The sequence below is a fragment of the Flagellimonas meridianipacifica genome, from assembly GCF_003001695.1.
Classification (GTDB): Bacteria; Bacteroidota; Bacteroidia; order Flavobacteriales; family Flavobacteriaceae; genus Flagellimonas; species Flagellimonas meridianipacifica.
The window spans coordinates 406,828-426,778 of the sequence record NZ_PVYX01000002.1; the positions used below are offsets into that span (position 1 = coordinate 406,828).

26 protein-coding genes are annotated in these 19,951 nt (G+C 38.9%); 3 read left to right on the forward strand and 23 right to left on the reverse strand.

Annotated elements, in window-relative coordinates; genetic code table 11:
- Positions 1 to 52 precede the first annotated feature (52 nt).
- The 21 genes from CLV81_RS11660 to CLV81_RS11760 all read right to left on the reverse strand — a co-directional run bounded on the left by CLV81_RS11660 (position 53) and on the right by CLV81_RS11760 (position 15,836).
- Complete coding sequence (locus CLV81_RS11660; protein WP_106145303.1) at positions 53 to 709, reverse strand: P-loop NTPase family protein; 657 nt, start codon at positions 707 to 709, stop codon at positions 53 to 55.
- Complete coding sequence (locus tag CLV81_RS11665) at positions 693 to 1,340, reverse strand: hypothetical protein (protein WP_106145304.1); 648 nt, start codon at positions 1,338 to 1,340, stop codon at positions 693 to 695. Before CLV81_RS11665 ends, CLV81_RS11660 begins: the two co-directional genes overlap by 17 nt.
- An 8-nt stretch (positions 1,341 to 1,348) precedes the next feature.
- Positions 1,349 to 1,627: a helix-turn-helix domain-containing protein gene (locus tag CLV81_RS11670; RefSeq protein ID WP_106145305.1), complete on the reverse strand. Its 279-nt coding sequence runs from the start codon at positions 1,625 to 1,627 to the stop codon at positions 1,349 to 1,351.
- 273 nt (positions 1,628 to 1,900) lie between these two features.
- Positions 1,901 to 2,728: an RteC domain-containing protein gene (locus tag CLV81_RS11675; RefSeq protein WP_158259121.1), complete on the reverse strand. Its 828-nt coding sequence runs from the start codon at positions 2,726 to 2,728 to the stop codon at positions 1,901 to 1,903.
- Between the two features lie 240 nt (positions 2,729 to 2,968).
- Positions 2,969 to 3,886 carry a helix-turn-helix domain-containing protein gene (locus CLV81_RS11680; protein ID WP_106145307.1) on the reverse strand — a complete coding sequence of 306 codons (918 nt, stop codon included), beginning with the start codon at positions 3,884 to 3,886 and terminating at the stop codon, positions 2,969 to 2,971.
- A 6-nt stretch (positions 3,887 to 3,892) separates the two neighbouring features.
- Entirely contained in the window at positions 3,893 to 4,384 is a 492-nt protein-coding gene (locus CLV81_RS11685) for an asparaginase domain-containing protein (RefSeq protein WP_106145308.1), read from the reverse strand.
- Between the two features lie 18 nt (positions 4,385 to 4,402).
- Positions 4,403 to 5,155, reverse strand: coding sequence for an SDR family oxidoreductase (locus CLV81_RS11690; RefSeq protein WP_106145309.1), 753 nt, complete (start codon positions 5,153 to 5,155; stop codon positions 4,403 to 4,405).
- Between the two features lie 13 nt (positions 5,156 to 5,168).
- On the reverse strand, positions 5,169 to 6,029 hold the full coding sequence (locus tag CLV81_RS11695; protein WP_106145310.1) for a helix-turn-helix domain-containing protein: 861 nt from the start codon (positions 6,027 to 6,029) through the stop codon (positions 5,169 to 5,171).
- 38 nt (positions 6,030 to 6,067) lie between these two features.
- A complete protein-coding gene (locus CLV81_RS11700; protein WP_106145311.1) occupies positions 6,068 to 7,213 on the reverse strand; it encodes an SRPBCC family protein in 1,146 nt (381 codons plus the stop codon).
- A 17-nt stretch (positions 7,214 to 7,230) separates the two neighbouring features.
- Positions 7,231 to 7,758 (reverse strand): SRPBCC family protein, encoded by a 528-nt coding sequence (locus CLV81_RS11705; protein WP_106145312.1) that lies wholly within the window; start codon positions 7,756 to 7,758, stop codon positions 7,231 to 7,233.
- Positions 7,759 to 7,895: 137 nt separating this feature from the next.
- Positions 7,896 to 9,386: a S41 family peptidase gene (locus CLV81_RS11710; protein ID WP_106145313.1), complete on the reverse strand. Its 1,491-nt coding sequence runs from the start codon at positions 9,384 to 9,386 to the stop codon at positions 7,896 to 7,898.
- A gap of 48 nt (positions 9,387 to 9,434) precedes the next feature.
- Entirely contained in the window at positions 9,435 to 9,812 is a 378-nt protein-coding gene (locus tag CLV81_RS11715) for a hypothetical protein (protein ID WP_106145314.1), read from the reverse strand.
- A 255-nt stretch (positions 9,813 to 10,067) separates the two neighbouring features.
- Positions 10,068 to 10,541 (reverse strand): hypothetical protein, encoded by a 474-nt coding sequence (locus CLV81_RS11720; RefSeq protein ID WP_106145315.1) that lies wholly within the window; start codon positions 10,539 to 10,541, stop codon positions 10,068 to 10,070.
- 203 nt (positions 10,542 to 10,744) lie between these two features.
- Positions 10,745 to 11,098 carry a nuclear transport factor 2 family protein gene (locus CLV81_RS11725; protein WP_106145316.1) on the reverse strand — a complete coding sequence of 118 codons (354 nt, stop codon included), beginning with the start codon at positions 11,096 to 11,098 and terminating at the stop codon, positions 10,745 to 10,747.
- Between the two features lie 55 nt (positions 11,099 to 11,153).
- On the reverse strand, positions 11,154 to 11,657 hold the full coding sequence (locus CLV81_RS11730; protein ID WP_106145317.1) for an SRPBCC family protein: 504 nt from the start codon (positions 11,655 to 11,657) through the stop codon (positions 11,154 to 11,156).
- A gap of 90 nt (positions 11,658 to 11,747) precedes the next feature.
- Positions 11,748 to 12,629, reverse strand: coding sequence for an RNA polymerase sigma factor (locus tag CLV81_RS11735; protein WP_106145318.1), 882 nt, complete (start codon positions 12,627 to 12,629; stop codon positions 11,748 to 11,750).
- A 103-nt stretch (positions 12,630 to 12,732) separates the two neighbouring features.
- On the reverse strand, positions 12,733 to 13,146 hold the full coding sequence (locus CLV81_RS11740) for a nuclear transport factor 2 family protein (protein ID WP_245911997.1): 414 nt from the start codon (positions 13,144 to 13,146) through the stop codon (positions 12,733 to 12,735).
- A complete protein-coding gene (locus CLV81_RS11745; protein WP_106145319.1) occupies positions 13,146 to 13,775 on the reverse strand; it encodes an SRPBCC family protein in 630 nt (209 codons plus the stop codon). The genes CLV81_RS11740 and CLV81_RS11745 overlap by 1 nt, the downstream gene beginning before the upstream one ends.
- 19 nt (positions 13,776 to 13,794) lie before the next feature.
- Complete coding sequence (locus CLV81_RS11750; protein WP_106145320.1) at positions 13,795 to 14,298, reverse strand: SRPBCC family protein; 504 nt, start codon at positions 14,296 to 14,298, stop codon at positions 13,795 to 13,797.
- A 138-nt stretch (positions 14,299 to 14,436) separates the two neighbouring features.
- The gene (locus CLV81_RS11755) at positions 14,437 to 14,958 is read right to left on the reverse strand and encodes a DinB family protein (RefSeq protein WP_106145321.1); all 522 of its coding nucleotides are present in this window, start codon (positions 14,956 to 14,958) and stop codon (positions 14,437 to 14,439) included.
- Positions 14,958 to 15,836: an RNA polymerase sigma factor gene (locus CLV81_RS11760; protein WP_106145322.1), complete on the reverse strand. Its 879-nt coding sequence runs from the start codon at positions 15,834 to 15,836 to the stop codon at positions 14,958 to 14,960. The genes CLV81_RS11755 and CLV81_RS11760 overlap by 1 nt, the downstream gene beginning before the upstream one ends.
- Before the next feature lie 138 nt (positions 15,837 to 15,974).
- On the opposite strand from CLV81_RS11760, the gene CLV81_RS11765 reads away from it, so the two are divergent.
- The 3 genes from CLV81_RS11765 to CLV81_RS11775 all read left to right on the forward strand — a co-directional run bounded on the left by CLV81_RS11765 (position 15,975) and on the right by CLV81_RS11775 (position 17,899).
- On the forward strand, positions 15,975 to 16,484 hold the full coding sequence (locus tag CLV81_RS11765; protein WP_106145323.1) for an SRPBCC family protein: 510 nt from the start codon (positions 15,975 to 15,977) through the stop codon (positions 16,482 to 16,484).
- Positions 16,485 to 16,550: 66 nt separating this feature from the next.
- Positions 16,551 to 17,279 (forward strand): alpha/beta hydrolase, encoded by a 729-nt coding sequence (locus CLV81_RS11770; RefSeq protein ID WP_106145324.1) that lies wholly within the window; start codon positions 16,551 to 16,553, stop codon positions 17,277 to 17,279.
- 5 nt (positions 17,280 to 17,284) lie between these two features.
- Positions 17,285 to 17,899 (forward strand): DinB family protein, encoded by a 615-nt coding sequence (locus CLV81_RS11775; RefSeq protein WP_158259122.1) that lies wholly within the window; start codon positions 17,285 to 17,287, stop codon positions 17,897 to 17,899.
- Between the two features lie 7 nt (positions 17,900 to 17,906).
- Here the strand turns inward: CLV81_RS11775 and CLV81_RS11780 are convergent, their stop codons facing one another.
- Both CLV81_RS11780 and CLV81_RS11785 read right to left on the reverse strand, forming a co-directional pair.
- The gene (locus CLV81_RS11780; protein WP_146129891.1) at positions 17,907 to 18,743 is read right to left on the reverse strand and encodes a helix-turn-helix domain-containing protein; all 837 of its coding nucleotides are present in this window, start codon (positions 18,741 to 18,743) and stop codon (positions 17,907 to 17,909) included.
- Positions 18,744 to 18,759: 16 nt separating this feature from the next.
- Entirely contained in the window at positions 18,760 to 19,869 is a 1,110-nt protein-coding gene (locus CLV81_RS11785) for an SRPBCC family protein (RefSeq protein ID WP_106145327.1), read from the reverse strand.
- Between the last annotated feature and the right edge of the window lie 82 nt (positions 19,870 to 19,951).

Here is a 19,951-nt window from a genome sequence, read left to right on the forward strand (position 1 = left end):
TTTATCAATTATTCATTTAATCTTACTTTCTATAATTTTTTTTCTTACATATTTATTTCCTTTTATCCTTCACTCCAACATCAAAAGCCACCAAATTAAACAACTGTCGCATCCGGCTACGAACGCGAACTCCATAAAGGTTTTCCAGTTCCTGGGCATTAAGATTTGTTGTGGCATGGGTTTTTATGTTATGCTTTAAGAAAAGCTCATGTCTTGAGAGCAAAATTTCACCCATTACATTGCAATCTTTACCATAGTGGCGCCCAATGGGTTCTACACCCAAATCGTCAAAACAATAGGATTGGGAGTTCCCATAATCGTCAATGGTTTTATACCCTAGATGGTTGAATGAAAAGGCTATGTTTCTACAGGGAATAACGGAGTAGGGGCGTTGATGGGGAACAAGGTATTTTAACAATTTCATTAAGCTGGTCTTGCCACAGCCTACTGGTCCGGAGAGGAGCAAACCCTTATCCGGGTCTATCTTGTGTTTTGCGCAATTTTCATAATCCTTCACAAAATAGTTGGCCAGCTTCCAGATGATGTCTCGGTCTTCCTCATAGATTTTGAAATGTTTTCCAAAAAGCAACTTCCCTTTCACATTGAGGTAGATGAGTATTTTGTCAAAGTCGTAGGACACGCTTTTACCATCAAAGTTGCCGAGCGAATACTCCACGGCACCTTCCCGTATTTTAGAGGGGTTCACCATAATTCTTTTCGGTACTGGTTTTCAAGTTGTCCTGATTTTGAGACAGCTGTTTTACGGTTTGTAGCTCTTTTGCCTTGAGCATCCAACTACTGGCGGTAGCATGCCAGTCGGTAATCTTCATTTTCCCGCCCAACTTCCAGCCAATGGCCTGGTAGTGGTTAAAAAATTTCAGCCCTTCAAGGGCTGGCCATTCTTTCGTTTTAAAAAATTCTACAACTTCAATTTCAGTTTTTGGTAACTTACGTTTATCTATATTTTCTTCCTGTTTGTAATAGTTTGTATTAGATACCACTACTTGTTCACTACTGGTTTTAGACTGGTTTACAGCTTGTTCAGTAGTTGTGCCAAAAATGAGCATCTTGATTTGGCTTCCTTTGTAGGGATTATGGGAAGGCAGATATTTTATATAATTCCAATCGTCCATATTTCGTAAACATCTATGATAGGTGGCCTTGGAACCAATTTTGGAAAGCTGCATGATTTCCTCTCGATTGATAAAGAACAGTTCGGGAAAGCGGTTTAAATTCCAATACTGAAAGAGTGCCATGTACAAACTGATATGGGTGGCATTTAATCGAGAATCTTTGGCGAAGGCCTGAAAGACACCATTGAGATGTTTGATATAGTTCATACATCGTTCTAGAATTTATGATGGACCCGGTTATCGGCCATGACCTTTTGAATCTCTTCCGAATCATAAAAAATGATACCGCCCACTTTGGTGTAAGGCAACGTACCATTGATGCGAAGGTTCTGTAACGTGCCTGGGCTAATTTGCAACAGCTCCATAACTTCGTTGGATTTGAGATAGCGTTTCAATTTACCTTCTGCTTGCTTTGTCAAAAGGGTTTTGAATTCATCGAGCAATTCCGTCTTGAAATCTCGAAGGTCGTCTGTGGTCACAATACTTGCTGGCATAGAAATAGTTGTTTTTTGAAAGAGACCACCTCGTCGCTGTCACCCAATTTGATGGTCTCTTTACTGATTTGACTTTCGTTGCACAAAATTGATGGGCTTTGATGAGATTTGTTCACAAGTCAAACGCAACTTGTGAAAGATTTTTAACGCATTTTGAATGGTTCAAAATGATGCAGTTTATGACTAGGGGAACCAATTTTGATTGAGTTTTGACCTTAAATCTTCCAGGATTTTGGGTTTCACAAGACGAACACAACTTGTGAAGAATTCGGGTCAGTCATCCGCCTCTTCCATTCGCTGAATGAGACTTGATTTTAAGGTGTCCAGAAAACGGGTTCGCTCAACCAATTTCCGATTGCGAAGCTCAATGAATTTACGGTAGTAGTTCCCTAAGTCAATATCGAACAGAGATTCGCATGAAGCGGCAAGTTCTTTAATGCCGCCGCGGCCTTTTATTGAGCCGGAAGCGTTTAAGGCATAAATCAATTCAATCAAGTCTATTTTGTTGCCTGTCCATCGCAGATTTGGAGGTTTGTCATTGGCTACATTTGGTTCCTGGGATAGTGAATGTAATTTCTCATTCAAATAGACTGTTAGTCGACCATAAGCTTTGAATTTGGCCAGGGTTAGGTCTTTCGGAGTACAAAATTCAGGGTCTTCCATATAGTTGTCGTATCCTAGTATTGGGAACTCTTCAACTGTTTTTCGGGTATAATAGTGTTTGTCAAAATGGGTTGAACCTATTTGTATATACAAACCAAAATCAATATGTCGAAGGAAAAACCGGTTATAGGATTCAAGCTGCTCCTTAATGAATTTCTTTCGTCTGTTTATTGTGCCCCTGGGCAAATAAGCCTCTATCTTATATACCTCTTTGAAGTAAATTAATTGTGACTGTGGCACCTGTTTGATACTCTTAAAAAACTCAATTTCTTCAGGCTCAGAGTGGAAGCCATTAGTGATTATTTCTTTTCGGAGGGCGACGAGTAATTTTCTGCAAGCTTGTATACTTTGAAGCGACTGTTTCAGTATAGAGGGGATTGACCGCTTGATTTGGTCCAATTCCCCAAGTAAATTATCTGCTAATAACTTATAATCCATAGTACTCCGTAGCATTAGACATTCCACTGCATATAAAGCCAACTTTTGAAGGTCAGTACGGAGTTTTACGAAAATCAAACCCAGACTACAGTAGGAATGGGAGGCAATGCCTCATTACATCCTTGTTTTCCACAATACTTTTAGGTTAAAGAGTTGAATTTCAAAAATAGAGGAAGTGATGTATTCAGCACACTAAGTAGGGCGTATATATGTACGGTATAACACGTATTTTCGTACGTACTACCTTTTCTTTTGACTAAAACGCTTCAAAAATTCGACTCTATTTTTTACACCTGTTTTTTTGAAGATGTTGGATGCATGTTTGGACACTGTTCTCTCTGCGATGAAAAAACTTTTACCTATTTCTTTGTAAGAGTTTCGATTTAAAATTGAAATAGCAATTTCAATCTCTCTTCTCGTAAGACTTTGATAAATGAGTTTTGGCTCAATAAGTTTGCCTTTGTTTTCTTGGTAAAGAGAGAAAACCTCGAACATTTTGTTCTTGTTTTCCAGAAAATAGAGATGCCTGTCAATCTCAATAATAGTTATCGCAAAAAATGCACTATTCATTATAGTGAAAGTTAACCACTGATAATCTCCTATCATGGTACAAACAGGAAGCAAAGCGATTGCACTTACGCTAATCATAGATAATTTGTTACGGCGTTTGATGAATTTATTTGGGTTTGAAGGATTAGAAATTCTACGATAAAAAATGACAAGAAAAATAAACGCCAGAACAGAAAAAGGTATCGTAAAAAGTAGTTTTGATAAATGAAGGGAATAGGTTAGAAAATAGGGAATCAGATAGAGTGTTATAAATCCACTTGCCGTAATCAGTGCAAGGTTTCTAACCGAAGAGTGAAACTTCAAAACGATGATGTCATACTCTTTGTATAAATAATAAACAATATATACGCAGAGCGCTATGGCTACTCCATAGGTGATGACGTATTGTATAATTTCAGGCCCTGGAAAATTATCCATTGGCAAAAAACCTCCTGTTGCATTATACGCTATGAATAGACATCCTAAATACAAGAATCTATGAAGACTGTTACGCCTTGATTTTGTTGTGAGATAGGCAGTAAAGAGTACAATTCCAATATCCAATAAGAGATAGAAGAAGGTTGTCCAATGTATCGAAGTGCCAAACATCTCTCATCACTTTTTGATGTTTTCGAATCGGTTTTCCTGCATGTTCTTTTGAACGTTGTTCCAAGGAAATAGGGTCTGATGCATTGCTATATAGACTCCTTTTTCCACGGAAGAGACTTTGGTCAGGGCAAAGGATAGATTTTCAAAAGCATCTGTTTTTGGGTCTGTCCCCAACACAAAGGCTCCTGTGAGAACAATGGTTTTATCCAGATTGAGTTTGCCTAAGAAAAGTGCTGTCTCTACCATGGTAAGCGTGCCATGAGTGATTATAATTTTGTCATTCTCAGCAAACTCTATCTCCCGTAACAACAAATCACGGTCCCGTCTATTGACAAAACGGCTGTCTTTCGAAAACACTTCTTTTATGTCATATTCAGGAGCAATATCAATACGTGATAAATGGTCTTCAATACTAATGGGGGCTTTCTCAGGGGCCTTGTCAATTTTATCATATTCAAGCCCTTCGATAGTTCCCCCGGTTGTTAAAATGGTAATCATAAGGTATTTAGACGACTATCAAATCTGGGCATATCCGCCATCAGCGGGAAATTCAGCTCCCGTGACAAATGAGCTCTCTGGCGAAGCTAAAAATGTAGCGACGGAAGCAATCTCTTCCGGTTGCCCCATTCGACCTAATGGTGTTTTTAGCTTCACCTCATTTTCCATGGCCTTCATTGCATCTTCGTCCATTTCAATTTTCGTAACAATAGGAGTCGCGGTATGACCCGGAGATACTGCGTTGATTCGTATACCTCTTGGAGCCAGTTCCGTTGCCAATGTCCGGGCGAATGAACGCACTGCGGCTTTAGTCGCAGAATAGGCACTCGTACCGGGCAGACCTTTCCCATTAATCACAGAGGTGGTCAAAACTATGGAGCCTCCTTCTGGAATAAGTGGTAATGCCTTTTGTATGGTAAAGTATGCACCCTTTACATTAATATCGAAAAGGTGGTCATACTTTGCCTCATCGGTTCCGTCGATGGGTGAGAATCCTGCAACACCGGCATTAACAAATAAGATGTCCAACTTTTGATACTTGGTTTTTACCTCATTGTATAAATTATCCAAATCACTCAAATTTGAAATATCCGCCCTGATTCCATAAGACTGCTCACCCAATTGCGATACGGCAGTATTTAAGGCCTCTTCTTTTCTGCCTACTATAATTACTTGGGCTCCTTGTTCTACAAACTTTTGTGCTGTGGCCAAACCGATTCCTGAACTCCCTCCAGTTATCAGTGCTATTTTATTGTTCAATTGTTTAGTCATATTATTATATTTTTCATTTTACAGTTCTAAAATCTCGTGGAGATTTTCCAAATTTCTTTTTAAAAGCCTTTGTGAAATACGTAGGGTCACTAAAACCACATTGATAACCGATAGCAGAAATCGAATCCTTTGAAACTTTAAGAAGTTCTGCTCCTTTCTCAAGACGTCTAATTAGTATGTATCTCCCCGGAGTCTCATCAAAGGTCTTCTTAAACTTCCTTTGAAACGAGGACAGACTCATATTGCACAGGCTAGCATAGTCTTCCATCATTAAGTCTTCAAAAAGGTGGGTTTCGACAATTTGTTTGAGAGAATATTCTTCGTTGTCAAAAATTTGTGATAGAATATCAGCAATATCGCCTGAACGTTCAGAATTTACCAGTAAGAGTATGAGTTCTTTCAGTTTAAGCTCGATGAGTTCGTCAGTCATTAATTCTGGTGCCTCAAAGTAGAACATGAGGCTCTTTATATAGGCCTTAAGTAGTCTATCTACCTTAAAACTATGAACGTCGTTGTGTTTTGCTGACCCTGTCTTTTTTCTGGAAAGCTTGTCATGTATTCCTTTGGGAAGGACGTCCGTAAATATCTTTTTCATTAGTTTGGGGTAGAAGCGAATTATAATGGCTTCCGATACGCCCGTTTCACAAACCTTTTTCCATTTATTGATGTATTTTCCACAACGCACCAGAACAGCATGTTCGCCATTGGCATCAACAACATTGGTTCTTGAGTAAATGGATGCACTACCGTGAACTGCCAAAATGAAGCACGCCTCATTGTCCATAGAAACAGGCAGTTTTAATGGGGTATTGAATTTGAACCTTTGTAAGACAGGTTTATCTGATATGTCAAAATGTTGGTGCTCTAAGAACATAAATTCTAGTTTTGGAAAATGGTAACTACAAAGTTAGCCTACTTATAATTTCCTTTTATTTCCTTCCATTTATCGCGAGTTACGTTTTCACCTGTCTCAGAATGATAGTCAATGGCATAGGCATAACGCTGAAAAGTTTTCTTTAAATTCCCTTTGGCCATACCTTTTAACAACCGTGGTTTGGTCAGGTAGTTCATTCTAATTTTCAACCTGGTTTTGTTCGGGCCCATGGAGGTGGCATCCATATTTACCCACGTGTAATCGGCATTGATAGGAAAGCCTTTTTTCTTGATTACTTCAATGGTGATATGATGGTTCTCAGGTTCCCATTTGGCAATTTTATCGATGAAATATTTCTTCTCATTCTCCTTCATGTACATGATGCGTTTGGCTCCGAGCTCTGCTTTGGTATGACCCTGAAACCACTCAGATTTAGGGCAATCCGGATTGCTATTGGCGATATCGGCAAAGCCTTCTCCAATTACTTCCCAAACTCGGTCAACAGGAGCATCAATTTCTTGTACTATCTCAAAAGAAACTACCTTCTTTTTCATTTTAGCATCCTTGGTCGCGATTTTCTCATTTGAGGCAACTTTCTCTGGATGTGGCTCACCATTTTCTATATAGTATTTTAATTCCTCACACATACTTTCCAAAGCTTTTCTGGTGGCTCCTTTCATGATGCCTTTCATCATGAACCCCATAACACCTGTCGCTCGCATTTCAGATTGTGCAGATACATAAGTGCCGCCATCTTGTTCCCTAAACTTCCAGGTGTTGATGAAATCTTTCACAAAACCAGGAATGGCTTCATACAATGCATAGCGTATCTCATAGTCATCTTCGTTAAAATTTAAGATTTCCTCTCGAGCATCACCAAAACCTGCAGCCGTAATCTCGCAAGCACGAACGCTGTAAGGAGAGCTTCCAATGGCTTCACCGAAGCCCTCAGAATGGGATACCCCAGAAGACCATTTCTGTATCCCTGCAAAGTCTTCGGCAAAAACTGCCCATACATCTTTTGCCGGGGCTTTTATAAAGATTTCTGCATTGGCCGCAACATTGGGCTTTTTCTTTTTGTCTTTGGTTACATTGGTTGCCCTTGAAGAACCTGGTATGAGCATCAAGGCTGCTATTAGGGCAATCAATGTGTAGCTTGTATAAATTTTCTTTTTAGCTTTCATAACGATATACTTTACTGTTACTTTTTCTTTTTGTTGAATTTTTCTATTGCTTTCATCTTTTTAGGATGCGGCTTATTATTTTCGATGTAGTAGGCAAGTTCTTCGCACATGGAGCGTAGTGCATTTTTTGTGCTTGAACGCATAAAACCACGCATTAGAAAACCAAGAAGACCAGTTGCCCGCATTTTAGAAACCACCCGCATTTGGGTCTTCTCTTTTATTGGCATCAACATCCAAGTGATTTCCGCGCTCTTTACAAAAGATGGTACACCTTCATACAAGTCATAGGAGAGCATGTATGAGTTTTTGTCGTACACGGTTATTCGTTCCTTGGCATTGCTAAATCCGGGCGCATTGATTTTACAAGCCCTTTCACCACACAAAGAACCATTGACAGGTTCTCCAAAACCTTCTGAGTGATTGACTCCAGATGACCATTCCCCGATTTTGTCAAAGTCTTCTGCCAATGCCTTCCAGACTTCGTTTATCCCAGCATCTACTAGAATTGTTTGATGAACATTTATGTTTGATTTACTACTGGGCATTCGGTAATTTTTACAACATAAAATTGCCAGTAAATCAGAAAAATCACTTGGTCAAAAACAGCAAGAACTTGGAAAATAGGGTCAAACAGTAGATAGAGTTTTGTACCTAATTGTAGAATGGTTTTACATCCTAAGAATTAATTATTCTCAATTAGCTGTAGTACTTTTTTTAGCTCTAAGTCCTCATTCCGCAGAACATCATCAATGGAGTATACAATTTTGTGTTCGGGTATTACTCCCCGACCAATGGGGTGCTTTGAATACATGTACCCCATTTGGATATTTGGCGATATTCGAACCATTATTTTACTGTTGGGAAGCTGCACTACAATGTTGGCACCACCAGTAGGACCTTCAAAAGTACCTCCTGATTCTTCCCCAATAAAAACTGCATCTGTTGTTTTTCTAATATCAGAGGCTAAATCTCCTGCACTTGAAAAAGTTGTTCCATTGATTAGCACATACAGGTTGCCTTTGAATACATTCTTCTTTGGAGGTTGAAGTTGCAGGTTCTTACCGTACCTATAGTTGCTAACCCATAAATCGTTTGAAAACTTTCGCATATACTCGTCATCATTGTTAAACACCAGGTCAACTGAATCTCTTTCGATAATTATTGACTTAAGCGGGCGATAATCTAAATGACTGAGGTAAATATTGTCATAGAGCTTAAAGGGCTTATCATACAAATACGAAATTAGTTCCATTTGCTGGTGTTCACTTCCTCCACCATTATTCCGTAGGTCAAGAATTAGATTCTGTATTTTTCGTTCTTTCAATTGTCGAAAAGCATCATCTAACAATTCATCAAAGTCAGGGTCTATTTTGGCATTATAAAAGGAGCGAGATACGGTCAAGAGGGCAAACCTATTGCTATCGCTGATTTCAAATCTTGGAGAAGGTGTTTTAAACCAGGTTCTTTCGTCTAAATGATACTTTTTAAGCAAGATATTTGCTCTATCGGAACTGCTGATGCCCGAAAGCGTTACTTTTTTAATCTCTTTACTTCCATACTCCTCGTACTCAATTTGGAACGTTTGGCTTCTATCTACGTGTAAGTAATAGTAAAGGTCAAAACCATAATAGGTAGTGCTAAAATAATGCTCAATCAACCTGTTCTTTCTAGTGTCTATATATCCGTCTGTTGCTATACCTTCCTTCATTTCTTGGAGGATTGCAGCTGAACTTTTACCATTTACCGTAAGCAGTTTAGCTCCATTAAGTTTACCAGCTGCATCACTACAATCATTGATAATAAAAATTTCGTCTTGTAGAATTTTCACATGAAATGGCATAACTTTTTTAGCCAAAATCTCTTGCTCCAGTTCAAATTGAGGGATTGTATATAAATGACCACAATTGATATGCGCATTTATTTTACTGACTTCGCTCAAGACATCTATCGCCAGTATGGAATTATTGGACGCTTCAATTTTTTTATGGGCTTTACCAAAAATTGAGTCAAAGGACTTTTTAGTGTTATACTTATAGATTCGAGGATGTACATACTCCAATGCTTTCTGTAACCAAACTACATCTTCTTTTGCTTCCTCTTTCGTTATTTTTAACTGTCCGATTGAATAAAGAGGACAGATTAAAAGTAGTATTGCTAATTTTTGTATTCTCATTTTGAATTGCTGTTATTAACAACGACAATAGATGATTCAAGTTCTGAATTAGGTCCATTTCTCGACTCTTTTTCTGAAATCGCGAATAACTTTTTTCACGATTACCCTACATATTTTCCTTTCCCATAGCCAATAACGGATTCTTGACACGACCGTGGCATTATCAAAATTAAATAATAAAGTAACCTCCAATTCTGAAGCAGATTTTGAACGTGGTTGTGGCCTTACCCGCGCTAATACTAAAGTGTTTCGCATTTTTTGGTAAAGACTACCGTTTTTAAGGCAAGCAAAATAAAGCTGATATTTTTTAGAGATGCTTCCGTTTTCTATAAAACCTGATTGCGAGAATACGTTGTAGGCTTCCTCCAGAGCTAACTGAACATTTTTGCTGGGTTTGTCTATGGGTTCGGTAAAAGTAATTTCCATGCCTTTGTTTATTGATGATAAACTAGTTGAAATCAAGAAATTTGACTTTGACAAAAAGGGCAAATTCTTGTAAAATAAGGTCAAACCCTATTTTATACTTAGATGCCAAATCAAAGCATGTGTGATAACTTTGGGTAAATTTTACCTAAAAAGGGATATGAGAATACAGGTTAGCTATGAAAACCAAAGAAAAGAGTGCGGTAAGCGACACATATTTCATCAAATAGCGGTGGGATTCACATCATTTTTATTAAATCACTTTTTGACAAACCATTTAATCGGGAGGCCAAATAAATCGGGCTTATAGTTTATGATGGTGTCATTTGCTTTATCCACCATCATGCTGCTACGCAAACCGTTGCTGCTCAAAATCCAGTTGGTTTCACTTCCAACGGGGACAATACTCAATGTATCACTTTTGAGGTCAGGTCGTTGCGCCCAAAACGGTTCCAACATTGCAAAGACCTCCTTCTCATTGGCAATGGTCAAAAACCGTACATCAATGGTATGCTCAACAGAGGTCTTTCCCATAGACTCCCATCCAATACGAATGGGATGCCCATCACGAACATATTGAATCAACTCTTGTTTTGTGCCATGCACCACGTTCCCAGATTTGTCCGTTTGAAATACCAGTTGCCATTTTCCACTTACTGGCTGCTGACAGCCTGCGATAAGAAATACTAGTGCAGCTATATAATATGCCTTAGACCTTAATTTTTCTTTCATGATTGAGCTATGTTTTTTGATTTTTAACGCTTATCCATTATACAAGAAAATACTCAAAACCAGTATTAGATAGCTGTTAAATCTCTATTTATCCATGAGACCCTATTTTAATTTACACAACCAAAATCCAAAGAATTTGATTGCCAGGTTGGGTCAAAATGGTCGAATCCATGGAGATTAAGGTCGTTTTTAGCTAAAAAGCCCTAATAGAAAAACTGCTCGCTAACTATTTTTCCATTATCTATCTCATAGACGATAATCTCATCCAACGCCATTTGATTGCCATCTTTAAGATTGGCCGTCAATTTATAGGGAATCGCAATATGTCTTGAAGCCACAATGGCATCTCCTACTTCCATTGACTCGATTCCGGCCAAATGTTCACCCATGGCGGCATCTTTTGCCTTGATGGCCTCCACTCCCTTTACATTGGCAAAATGTTCACTCTGTGGTTCAATGTGGTGGGCATCGGGATGGAACAATTCATCATATACGTCATTGAACTTTCCCTCTCTTAAGAGGCCTACCAATCTGTTTGCTATTTCTTGATTTGTCATTTGCTACGAATTAATTTTATTGATAAATATTTTATTTCTAATAGATTTTAAAGTGTTATGCGGCTTTGTTACCTTTCTTTTTTTTGAATTTGGCGTCCGACTTTTTCTTGGCCTCGGTCTGTTTTCCAGTCTCAACAAAATGCTTTAAGTCTTCAACTGTCTGATTCATGTCCTTATGCATTTTCGGTTTTATCATCCAGGTCATCAATAGTCTGGGTATCAATGCCAGTTCAACATCCAAATTCATAACAATCTCACTTGTGTCAGTTCCTGTTGGGTTGACTTTCCAATTAGCCTTCCCCGATTTAATCATGGCAGGGGTTCCGTCTAAATGATATTTAAGGTTCATTTCATCATCATTTACATAATCAATAATTTCGCTTACTTCGCCATAGGATGAATGACATTTTCTTCCTCCGAGGCTTTCGGTTAAATCTTCTCTGGCCTCAGAATGATTAACAGTACTGGCCCAATCACAAGAGCGGTTGTAATTATGCCAAAGTACTTCCCAAACTTTTTCAGCTGGAGCATTTACTTGTTTTGTTATAAGAATGTGCATAGGAAAGTGTTTTATTCGCTTTACAAAGCGGTTTTACACTTTTGATTCAAAAAAGAGAGATGTGTTACAACTTATGGTCGGTGCTAGTTGTTAATTCAATCTCATTAAATCTTTAATTTGCTTATCCTCAATAATATTTTTCAAAAAAGTTTTCTTCTCAAAATCTTCCTTAAATGGTAATTCTCCATATAACTTGGCATACTTTTCATCAATTATGTCAACCATTTTATCTGCGTCTTTATGTAGGGCATTTCTAAAACTGGCAAAATGCTTTTGATTAAAGAGTAGATTCCTGTTATCTATGATTTTATTGTTTACGGCGAAAGTCACGTTTTTGTGACATCGGCAAGGGTTGGATTTGTTAACCAACCCACAGTTATTATTCATAAAATTATAGAGGTCTGAACGGGCACGGGAAAGTCGAAGTCTAAAATTACCTTTTGATATGTTCAGTATTTCTGACCCAATAGTATGGTCCGCATTGAACATCTCGCCAAGAATATAAACCAGTCTTTGCTCCCTGGTGAGGCAGAGCAACATGCCGCTCATACAATAATAATTCATCTCTTTAATTAGTGCTCTATTTTCATTTTTCTCTTGCTCTGTCAAGGTTTTATCCGGTGTATTTTCCAACGCCTCAGACATTTCATCAAAACTGGTTAAGGTGATTTCATCTTTCTTACGTTTCGACATTAAAAAATGGTTGGTCACTATACGGTAGCACCAAGTAGTAAAGGAACTTCTTCCCTCAAATTGCCCTAAATGAGTAACGACCTTGATTAATGCCTCTTGTGTTAAATCTTCGGCATCTGCTTGGTTGCGAACCATTTTCCATGCAATATTATATATGAACACTCTGTGCTTATCTATCAAGGAATTTAGTGCCTTTTTGTTCCCAGATTGTGCCTTAACTACCAAATCAACATCTTCCTTCTTAGTTGCATGATTGGATTTTATAAACGGATTATTCATTATGACAAGTTTATCCCCCAATTTCGGGTTTTCAACTCTTCTTGAAATGGATTAAATAGGCAAATACTTGGAAAATAAAGTCATTGTTTTTAGCTAAAAAGCCCTAATAGAAAAACTGCTCGCTCACTATCTTCCCATTTTTGACCTCATAGACAATAATCTCATCCAACGCCATTTGATTGCCATCTTTAAGATTGGCCGTCAATTTGTAGGGAATCGCAATATGTTTTGAAGCTACAATGGCTTCTCCTACTTCCATTGATTCGATTCCCGCCAAATGTTCGCCCATGGCGGCATCTTTTGCCTTTATGGCCTCCACTCCCTTTACATTGGCAAAATGTTCGCTCTGTGGTTCAATGTGGTGCGCTTCGGGATGGAACAACTCATCATATACTTCATTGAACTTTCCTTCTCTTAAAAGAGCTACCAATCTGTTTGCTATTTCTTGATTTGTCATATCGATTTTCTTTCTAAGTTGATTTAATTGGAGCATTCGTATGTTAGAACAACTGCCCATTATTTTGTTTTAATAACTGTCGCTTTTGGGTACTTGTCCTTTATTTCATCATATTTTCCATTTCCACCTCGTACAATCTCACCAGTCTCGATATAATGTTTTAGGCCCACCAAAGTCCCACCCAATTGTTTTTTGAACTGGCCTTTCACAAAGCCACCCATAAAGGCCGGTTTTGTTCTGTACTGAAACTCATACCCTGCGGTAGAGGTACCATCACCATTATCTCGTACGGTATAGTAGGCCTGTGAATTGTCCATATTAAGTGGAAACTTTTGCGCATCGATAACAATATTTCGCATGGTCATATTCTCTTTATCAATCTCTGCAATGCGTTCATGGGTCCATCGAGAGCCTTTTTCGTTGAAAGAGCATTTTCGGGTAGCTCCTTCAACTCCTTTTACCGAACCGTTGATATAATCGGAGGTATAGATATAGGGTGAGAAGTTTGAAATTTCTCCATAGTCTTCGACCATTGCCTCCCACACCCGTTCAGCCGGAGCATTGATTTCTATTTCAACCTTAATGGTCTTGAATTTTTTGCTCATACTTTGGGCATTTACAAATGAGCTTGTGAATACTAATGCCATCAATGCCATCAATGCCATCGTAGATTTTATTGCTATTTTCATTGTTTTTGATTTTAAAGTGTTATGCGGCTTTATTGCCTTTCTTTTTAAAGTATTTTTTGTCCGATTTTATTTTTGCTTCAGATTGCTTTCCTGTTTCTATGTAGTATTTCAAGTCTTCAAGGGTTTGGTTCAGGTCTTTTCGCATCTTGGGTTTTATCATCCAGCCCATCAGAAGACCAGGAAGGGTAGCGAGGGTAACATCCAGGTCCATTGTGACTTCTGAAGTATTAACACTCAGAGGTTTAACCTTCCAGTTGGCATTCGCAGCCTTCATAATGAATGGAGTGTCATCAAGATGGTACTGCAATTCCATCTTTTCTTCATCTGCCTTATCTATGATTTCACTTACGTCCCCAAAGACCGTAGAGCAGGTTCTGCCCATATATTCGCTGCCAGCGACTTCACGTTCTTTTGACTCATTTACCGTACTTGCCCAGTCACAACTATCGGCATAATTGGTGTAAAGTGTTTCCCAAACCTTGGTGGCGGGAGCATTTATTAGTAGTGTTTTTTTGATTTTCATGGGTTGTTGAAATTTATGTTTTAGAGAAAACAAGTTGTTCTTGAAAACAATTTCTACTTAGATTCAAAGCGAAAGAGCCTGTGACAACTTTGCATAAAAAAAGCCTGAGTTTTGGCTCAGGCTTTTCTAGTTTGGGGATTACCAACCCATATAGTCCGGCGGTCTTTTTCCATTTATCCTCAGATGTACGATGGCTTGTGCCCGGTGGTGCGTGCAATGGTCAAAAACGATATTCAATATTTTTCTTCGGGTCATTCTACCTGCCCAAAAAGAGGTGGTTTCTTCAAAGTATGAAGCCTCTTTTGATTTAACAGCTTCTTGTAAAGCGCTATACTGAAGTTTTAAATAGGATACTATGGCTTCTTTGTCATTTGTATTGCCTGGTTGTGGAAAAGTCTGAAATTTTAATGCCGAGTTGCCAATATATGCGATTCCTTCTCCTATGTGGACCAGTTGCTCGCCGAAAGAGCGAACTCCTTCTGCAGGTTTGAAGTTAAAATGTTCTTCGGGCATTTCTTTGGCCACCTCTAAGGTATATTCCAAGCTGTTTTCCCATTTTTTTAAAAATTCGGTTTTGAATGAGCTTTTCTGTGCATTCATAGGCATCCATGAAGTGAATAAAAGTGTAAGTAAGGCGGATAATTGTTTGGATAGCCGCATCAGTCTAGTTTCATTAAGTTTTTGATATGGTCATCACTCAATATATCCTGCAAAAATGTCTTTTTATCAAAATTGTCTTTATAAGGCAATTGACCGTAGAGCTCTGCATATTTCTCGTCCACAATGTCAAGCATCTCATCAGCATCCTTGCGAATGTGTTGTTTAAAATTCGAAAACTCTTTTCGATTAAAAAGGAGGTTCTTGCTGTCAATGACCTTATTGTCCAAGGCAAAAGTTACTTTCTTATGACACCTACAGGGGTTGGCTTTATTCACTAGGCCGCACTTGTCATTCATAAAATTGAAGATGTCTCTGCGGGCACGGGAGAGTTTTTTACGAAAGTTGTCCTTGGAAATATTCAAAATCTCAGAACCTATGGTGTGGTCTGCATTGAACATTTCACCCAAGATGTACACCAATCGTTGGTCGCGCGTAAGGCATAATAGCATTCCGCTCATACAGCTGTAGTTCATCTCTTTAATAAATTCCCTCTTTTCCTCTTGTTCCAGTGGTGTAAGAGGTTGGTCGGGTGTCATATCGAGTCCTTGGGCCATTTTGTCAAAGCTTTCAAAAATGGATTCATTAGGTCTTCTTTTTGACATAAGGAAATGATTGGCCACAATTCTGTAAGCCCAGGTCCTAAAGGCACTCCTGTTTTCAAATTTGGAAAGATGGGTAATGATTTTTATCATGGCCTCTTGAGTAAGGTCTTTTGCATCCGTAGGATTGTGAACCATTTTCCAGGCAATATTATAGATATAGGGCTGATGTTTTAAGATAAGGTCTTCCAAAGACTTTTTGTTGCCCTTATTGGCCTCATCAACTAGCTGGTGGTCCGTTTTATCACTTGTATATTCTTTTAAAAAAGGGTTTTCCATGGCATAGTATTTTTATTTAGATGTGCAAGATGGGAATGTGTGACAACTTAGAGCATAATAAGCAAAAAAACAGAAAACCTGTCACAGTGTTGTAGGTTTTGAATCTAAGTAGGGTAATAATTTCTAAAACAATAAAAAATGAGAATCACAAAAATGATAGCCGTAGTTGCCTTTGCAGTTTTCGGTTTTACACAAATTAGTGCCCAAAATGCTGATGCAAAAATTACAAAGACCAAAATAGTCGAGGCTTCAGTAGACAAGGTTTGGGCGGAGCTTCGTAAACTGGATAACATTGATGAAATATCAAGTTTTGTAGGCAAGGTAGAATTCACTGGTCCTATGGGGGCAGGTGGAACCCGAGTTTGTACTGCTCCAGATGGTAAGGGTAAGTTCAAAGAAAACATCCTGGCCTTTGACGATGCTACAAGAAGCTACACCTACGCTGTGGTAGAAGGGGTGCCTGCAGCTGGTATGGTGAGCAACTTCAAAGTAGTTGATTTAGGCTATAACAAATCGATGATTGTTTGGACATCTACCTATGAGAAGTTTATGCAAAACCCGCAAATGAACGAAGAACAATTCAATGGTTTTCTTAATCAGGCCTCTGGTGAAATGATAAACAATATTGCAGCATTAGCTTCAAAATAGATTTTTTATTGGTTGATGGTGTTATTGGGGGCTACGGATTCGGTGTAGCCCCCTATACTTTTGTTCATGAGGTATTCCAATGTCATATTCTCGGTATTGTTTTCTCTTAGCGTTAACGCTCAGACCACCCAATTCTTGCTGGAAAGCCTCCACTTGAATAGGTCTATAAGCATTACCGCTTTTGACACCGCTCCAGAAGTTCGTGATAAACCCATCGTGTATCTGACAGATGGGCAAAAGATGATAGAAAACGGTAGCTTGAATGTAATTGAGACGTTAACAAGAGCGAATAAGGTCCCTGTTGCATTTTACGTTTTTGTGAGTACTATAGATGAGGCTTCCGGTGTCGATTTCAGGAACGAATACTTTTTCTGCAATGAGAATTACCGAAGGTTTTTTGAAGAGGAGCTTATTCCACATATTGAGGAAAGCGTATTTCCTCTTGGGAGGAAGCGAAAGTCAAAAGAGCGTAGCTTAGTGGGTATCTCTTTTGGCGGGTTGAACGCAGCTTATTTTTCAGCCACCGCGACATCTTTTCAAAGTTATGGTATACTATCTCCTGTTACATATCCTTGCCAGCAAGAATTGATGAAACATATTGCTTTTTCCAAAAACAAAGACTTGAAAATCTTCCTATCCACGGGTACAAATGACGCTGAAAGATATTTGCCACCGTTAAAAGCAAGTTACGAGGGAAAGGGCTATCAAGTTAAGGTGCATAAAACAGATGGGGCACACGATTTTGACAATTGGAATAAACAATGGGAAGTAGTATTGGCCTATCTTTTAAAGTAATAACAATGAAAAAATCACAAAAATTCATAGCGCTGTGTATACTCAGTACCCTTATCCTTACATCATGTCAAGGGCAAGAAACCAAAAATAATGAATCAAATATGTATCTAAATACCATACCGGACGAAGAATACAGTCGAGCTATCTCATACTATTCAGATAGGTCGTACCCGGGTAATACTCTTGAAGAAGTGCTCGATAATTCCACATCTGCCATGATTTCGTTTATCGAGGCCTTGCCCGATGATAAGTTGGACCATCGTTATAAAAGCGGAAAGTGGTCAGTACGCGAAGTGATACAACACGTCATATCTTATGAGCAGATAATGCATGAAAGGGCACTTATTGTAGCGGGAAAGGACATTGAGCAAAAATACACCCGCTACTACAATCAGTCTACTACAGTGGCACCTGCGGGCAATAAGACAAAGCAAGAGCTGTTAGAAGAATTTAAGAAAGTACGGGCCATCACTACCAATTCTTTCACCAATTTAAGCATGGAAGAATTGACCACCGAGGGTACTCTTGATGGATTCAGGGTGTCGGTACGGATGATTGCCATGTGTCTTTCCGGCCATCAAAAACACCATTTTAACGTAATTCGAGGTAAGTATTTGTAAGTATCTTTTAAACTGGTTTTTGCCTGTAAATAGAGGGAGATGAACGGTAATGCTTTTTGAACAGCTTTGAAAAGTAGCCCGGGTCATTGAAACCACAATCATATGCGATTTCTGAAATTGTATCTTTTGAAGTACTTAGAAGTGAACGAGCTCTTTCTAATCGTCTAGCAATAACGTAGCGAGAGAAGGTAGTACCAAATTCAGTTTTAAATTTTCTTTTAAAGGTTGAAGAACTCATATTGGCAATGGCAGCCATATCATCTAGGGATATATTTTCATAAAGGTTAGCATCAACTATTTCATGTAGTGTATGACTCTCCCTGTTAAACAATGACGAAAGCAGCTCAAGAATTGGGTTCGGGTTTCTGCTATTAATGAGTAGCAAGGTCAATTCTTTGATTTTTAATGCGACCAACTCTTCAGTCGCCAACTCTTGATTATCAAAATAAAAGAACAGGCTGTCCAAATATTTTTTGAGTAGTTCGTCAAGGTCTACCACAGCATTGGTCTTTTTTGATGCCTCAAAAACATCCAAACGTGTTGCTACCTCTGACTGAAGGATTGACTGCATTACTTCAGGGTGCAACCTCAAAATAACCACCTCGGCCACCTTGTCCTCTGCTGTACCATACCATTTGTTGACATAGGTACCACATTTCATCAACACCCCTTGGCTTTCGTCAACCTTGGTCTTACCATCGGCCCGATAGAGGCTACCTTTCGTATTTATGGGAAAGATAAAACAGGCCGAATTGTCCAAGTCGGAAGCTGCCACCAAAGGAGGAGAAAAGGTGAAATGGCTGATAACGGCCTTTCCACCTAATTCAAGATGTCTCTGTTTCAAAATCAAATCCTTCTTTCTATTTATACAAATGTTTTATTTCTTTCCATTTCTCCTCGGTTACCTTCTCGCCAGTCTTCGCATGGTAATCTATTCCATACGCATAACGCTGAAAGGCCTTTCTCATTGGGCCTTTGGCTAAACCTTTAAAGAATCTTGGTTTTGTAAGATAATTAAAACGAATCTTAAGCAAGGTCTTATTGTTGCCCAAATCGGTGGCATCCATATTTACCCAAGTATAATCGATATTGAGATTTCCAAAACCTTTCTTGTCGGCAATCTCTATGGTAATATGATGGTTTTCGGGCTCATATTTTGCTATTTTGTCGACAAAGTACTTTTTCTCCTTACTGTCGGTCATGTACATGATACGCATGGCACCGACCTTGGCCTCGTTGTGGCCCGGTGACCATTCAGAATATGGACAGTCTGGGTTACTATCCGCAATATCGGCAAAGCCTTCTCCTATGATTTCCCATACACGTTCAACGGGTGCATCGATTTCTTGCTCGACTTCTACAAAGGCAACTTTCTTTCGCATTTTTGCATCCTTAGCTGCTTTTTTTTCCATGATTTCAACTTTGCGAGGATGGGCTTCTCCTGTCTCAACAAAGTGTTTTAATTCTTCTGCCTTGTTCTGAAGTACTTTTGTCAATTGCTTGCGCATCATCCATTTCATGGTCAGACCCATGAAACCACCAACTCGCATGTCATTATACGAGGTCCATATGGTCTTGTTTCCCTTTGGTGTAAGTTTGTCCTTGTTTATAGAGTATCGTACAAAACCCGGTAAGCCTTCGTACAGTTCATATTCGAAATAATAGTTTTCAGGGTCCCATTTTATCACCTTTTCACGGGTGTCATTGAAACCGGCGGCACTGATAGAGCAAAATCGTTTTGCATCTGCTCCCTCACCACTGAATTCTACCACATGGTTCACACCCGAGGCCCACTTTCCGATTCCTCCATAATCGACAGCTAGGGCATCCCATACTTCATCAATGGGAGCATCGATTTCAATTTGGTATGTGGCCTTAATGTTAGGTTGCTTTCGTTCCATATCCTGAGCTTTGAGTCCCTGAACGCTCGAGAGCACTGCAAGGAAGATTAAAAAGATTTTCGTTTTCATATTTTCAGTTTTTACGAAAACAAAATTCAGGGAATGGCTTAAAAGGAATTTGGAATAATAGGCCAATTAAATGTAATAACAG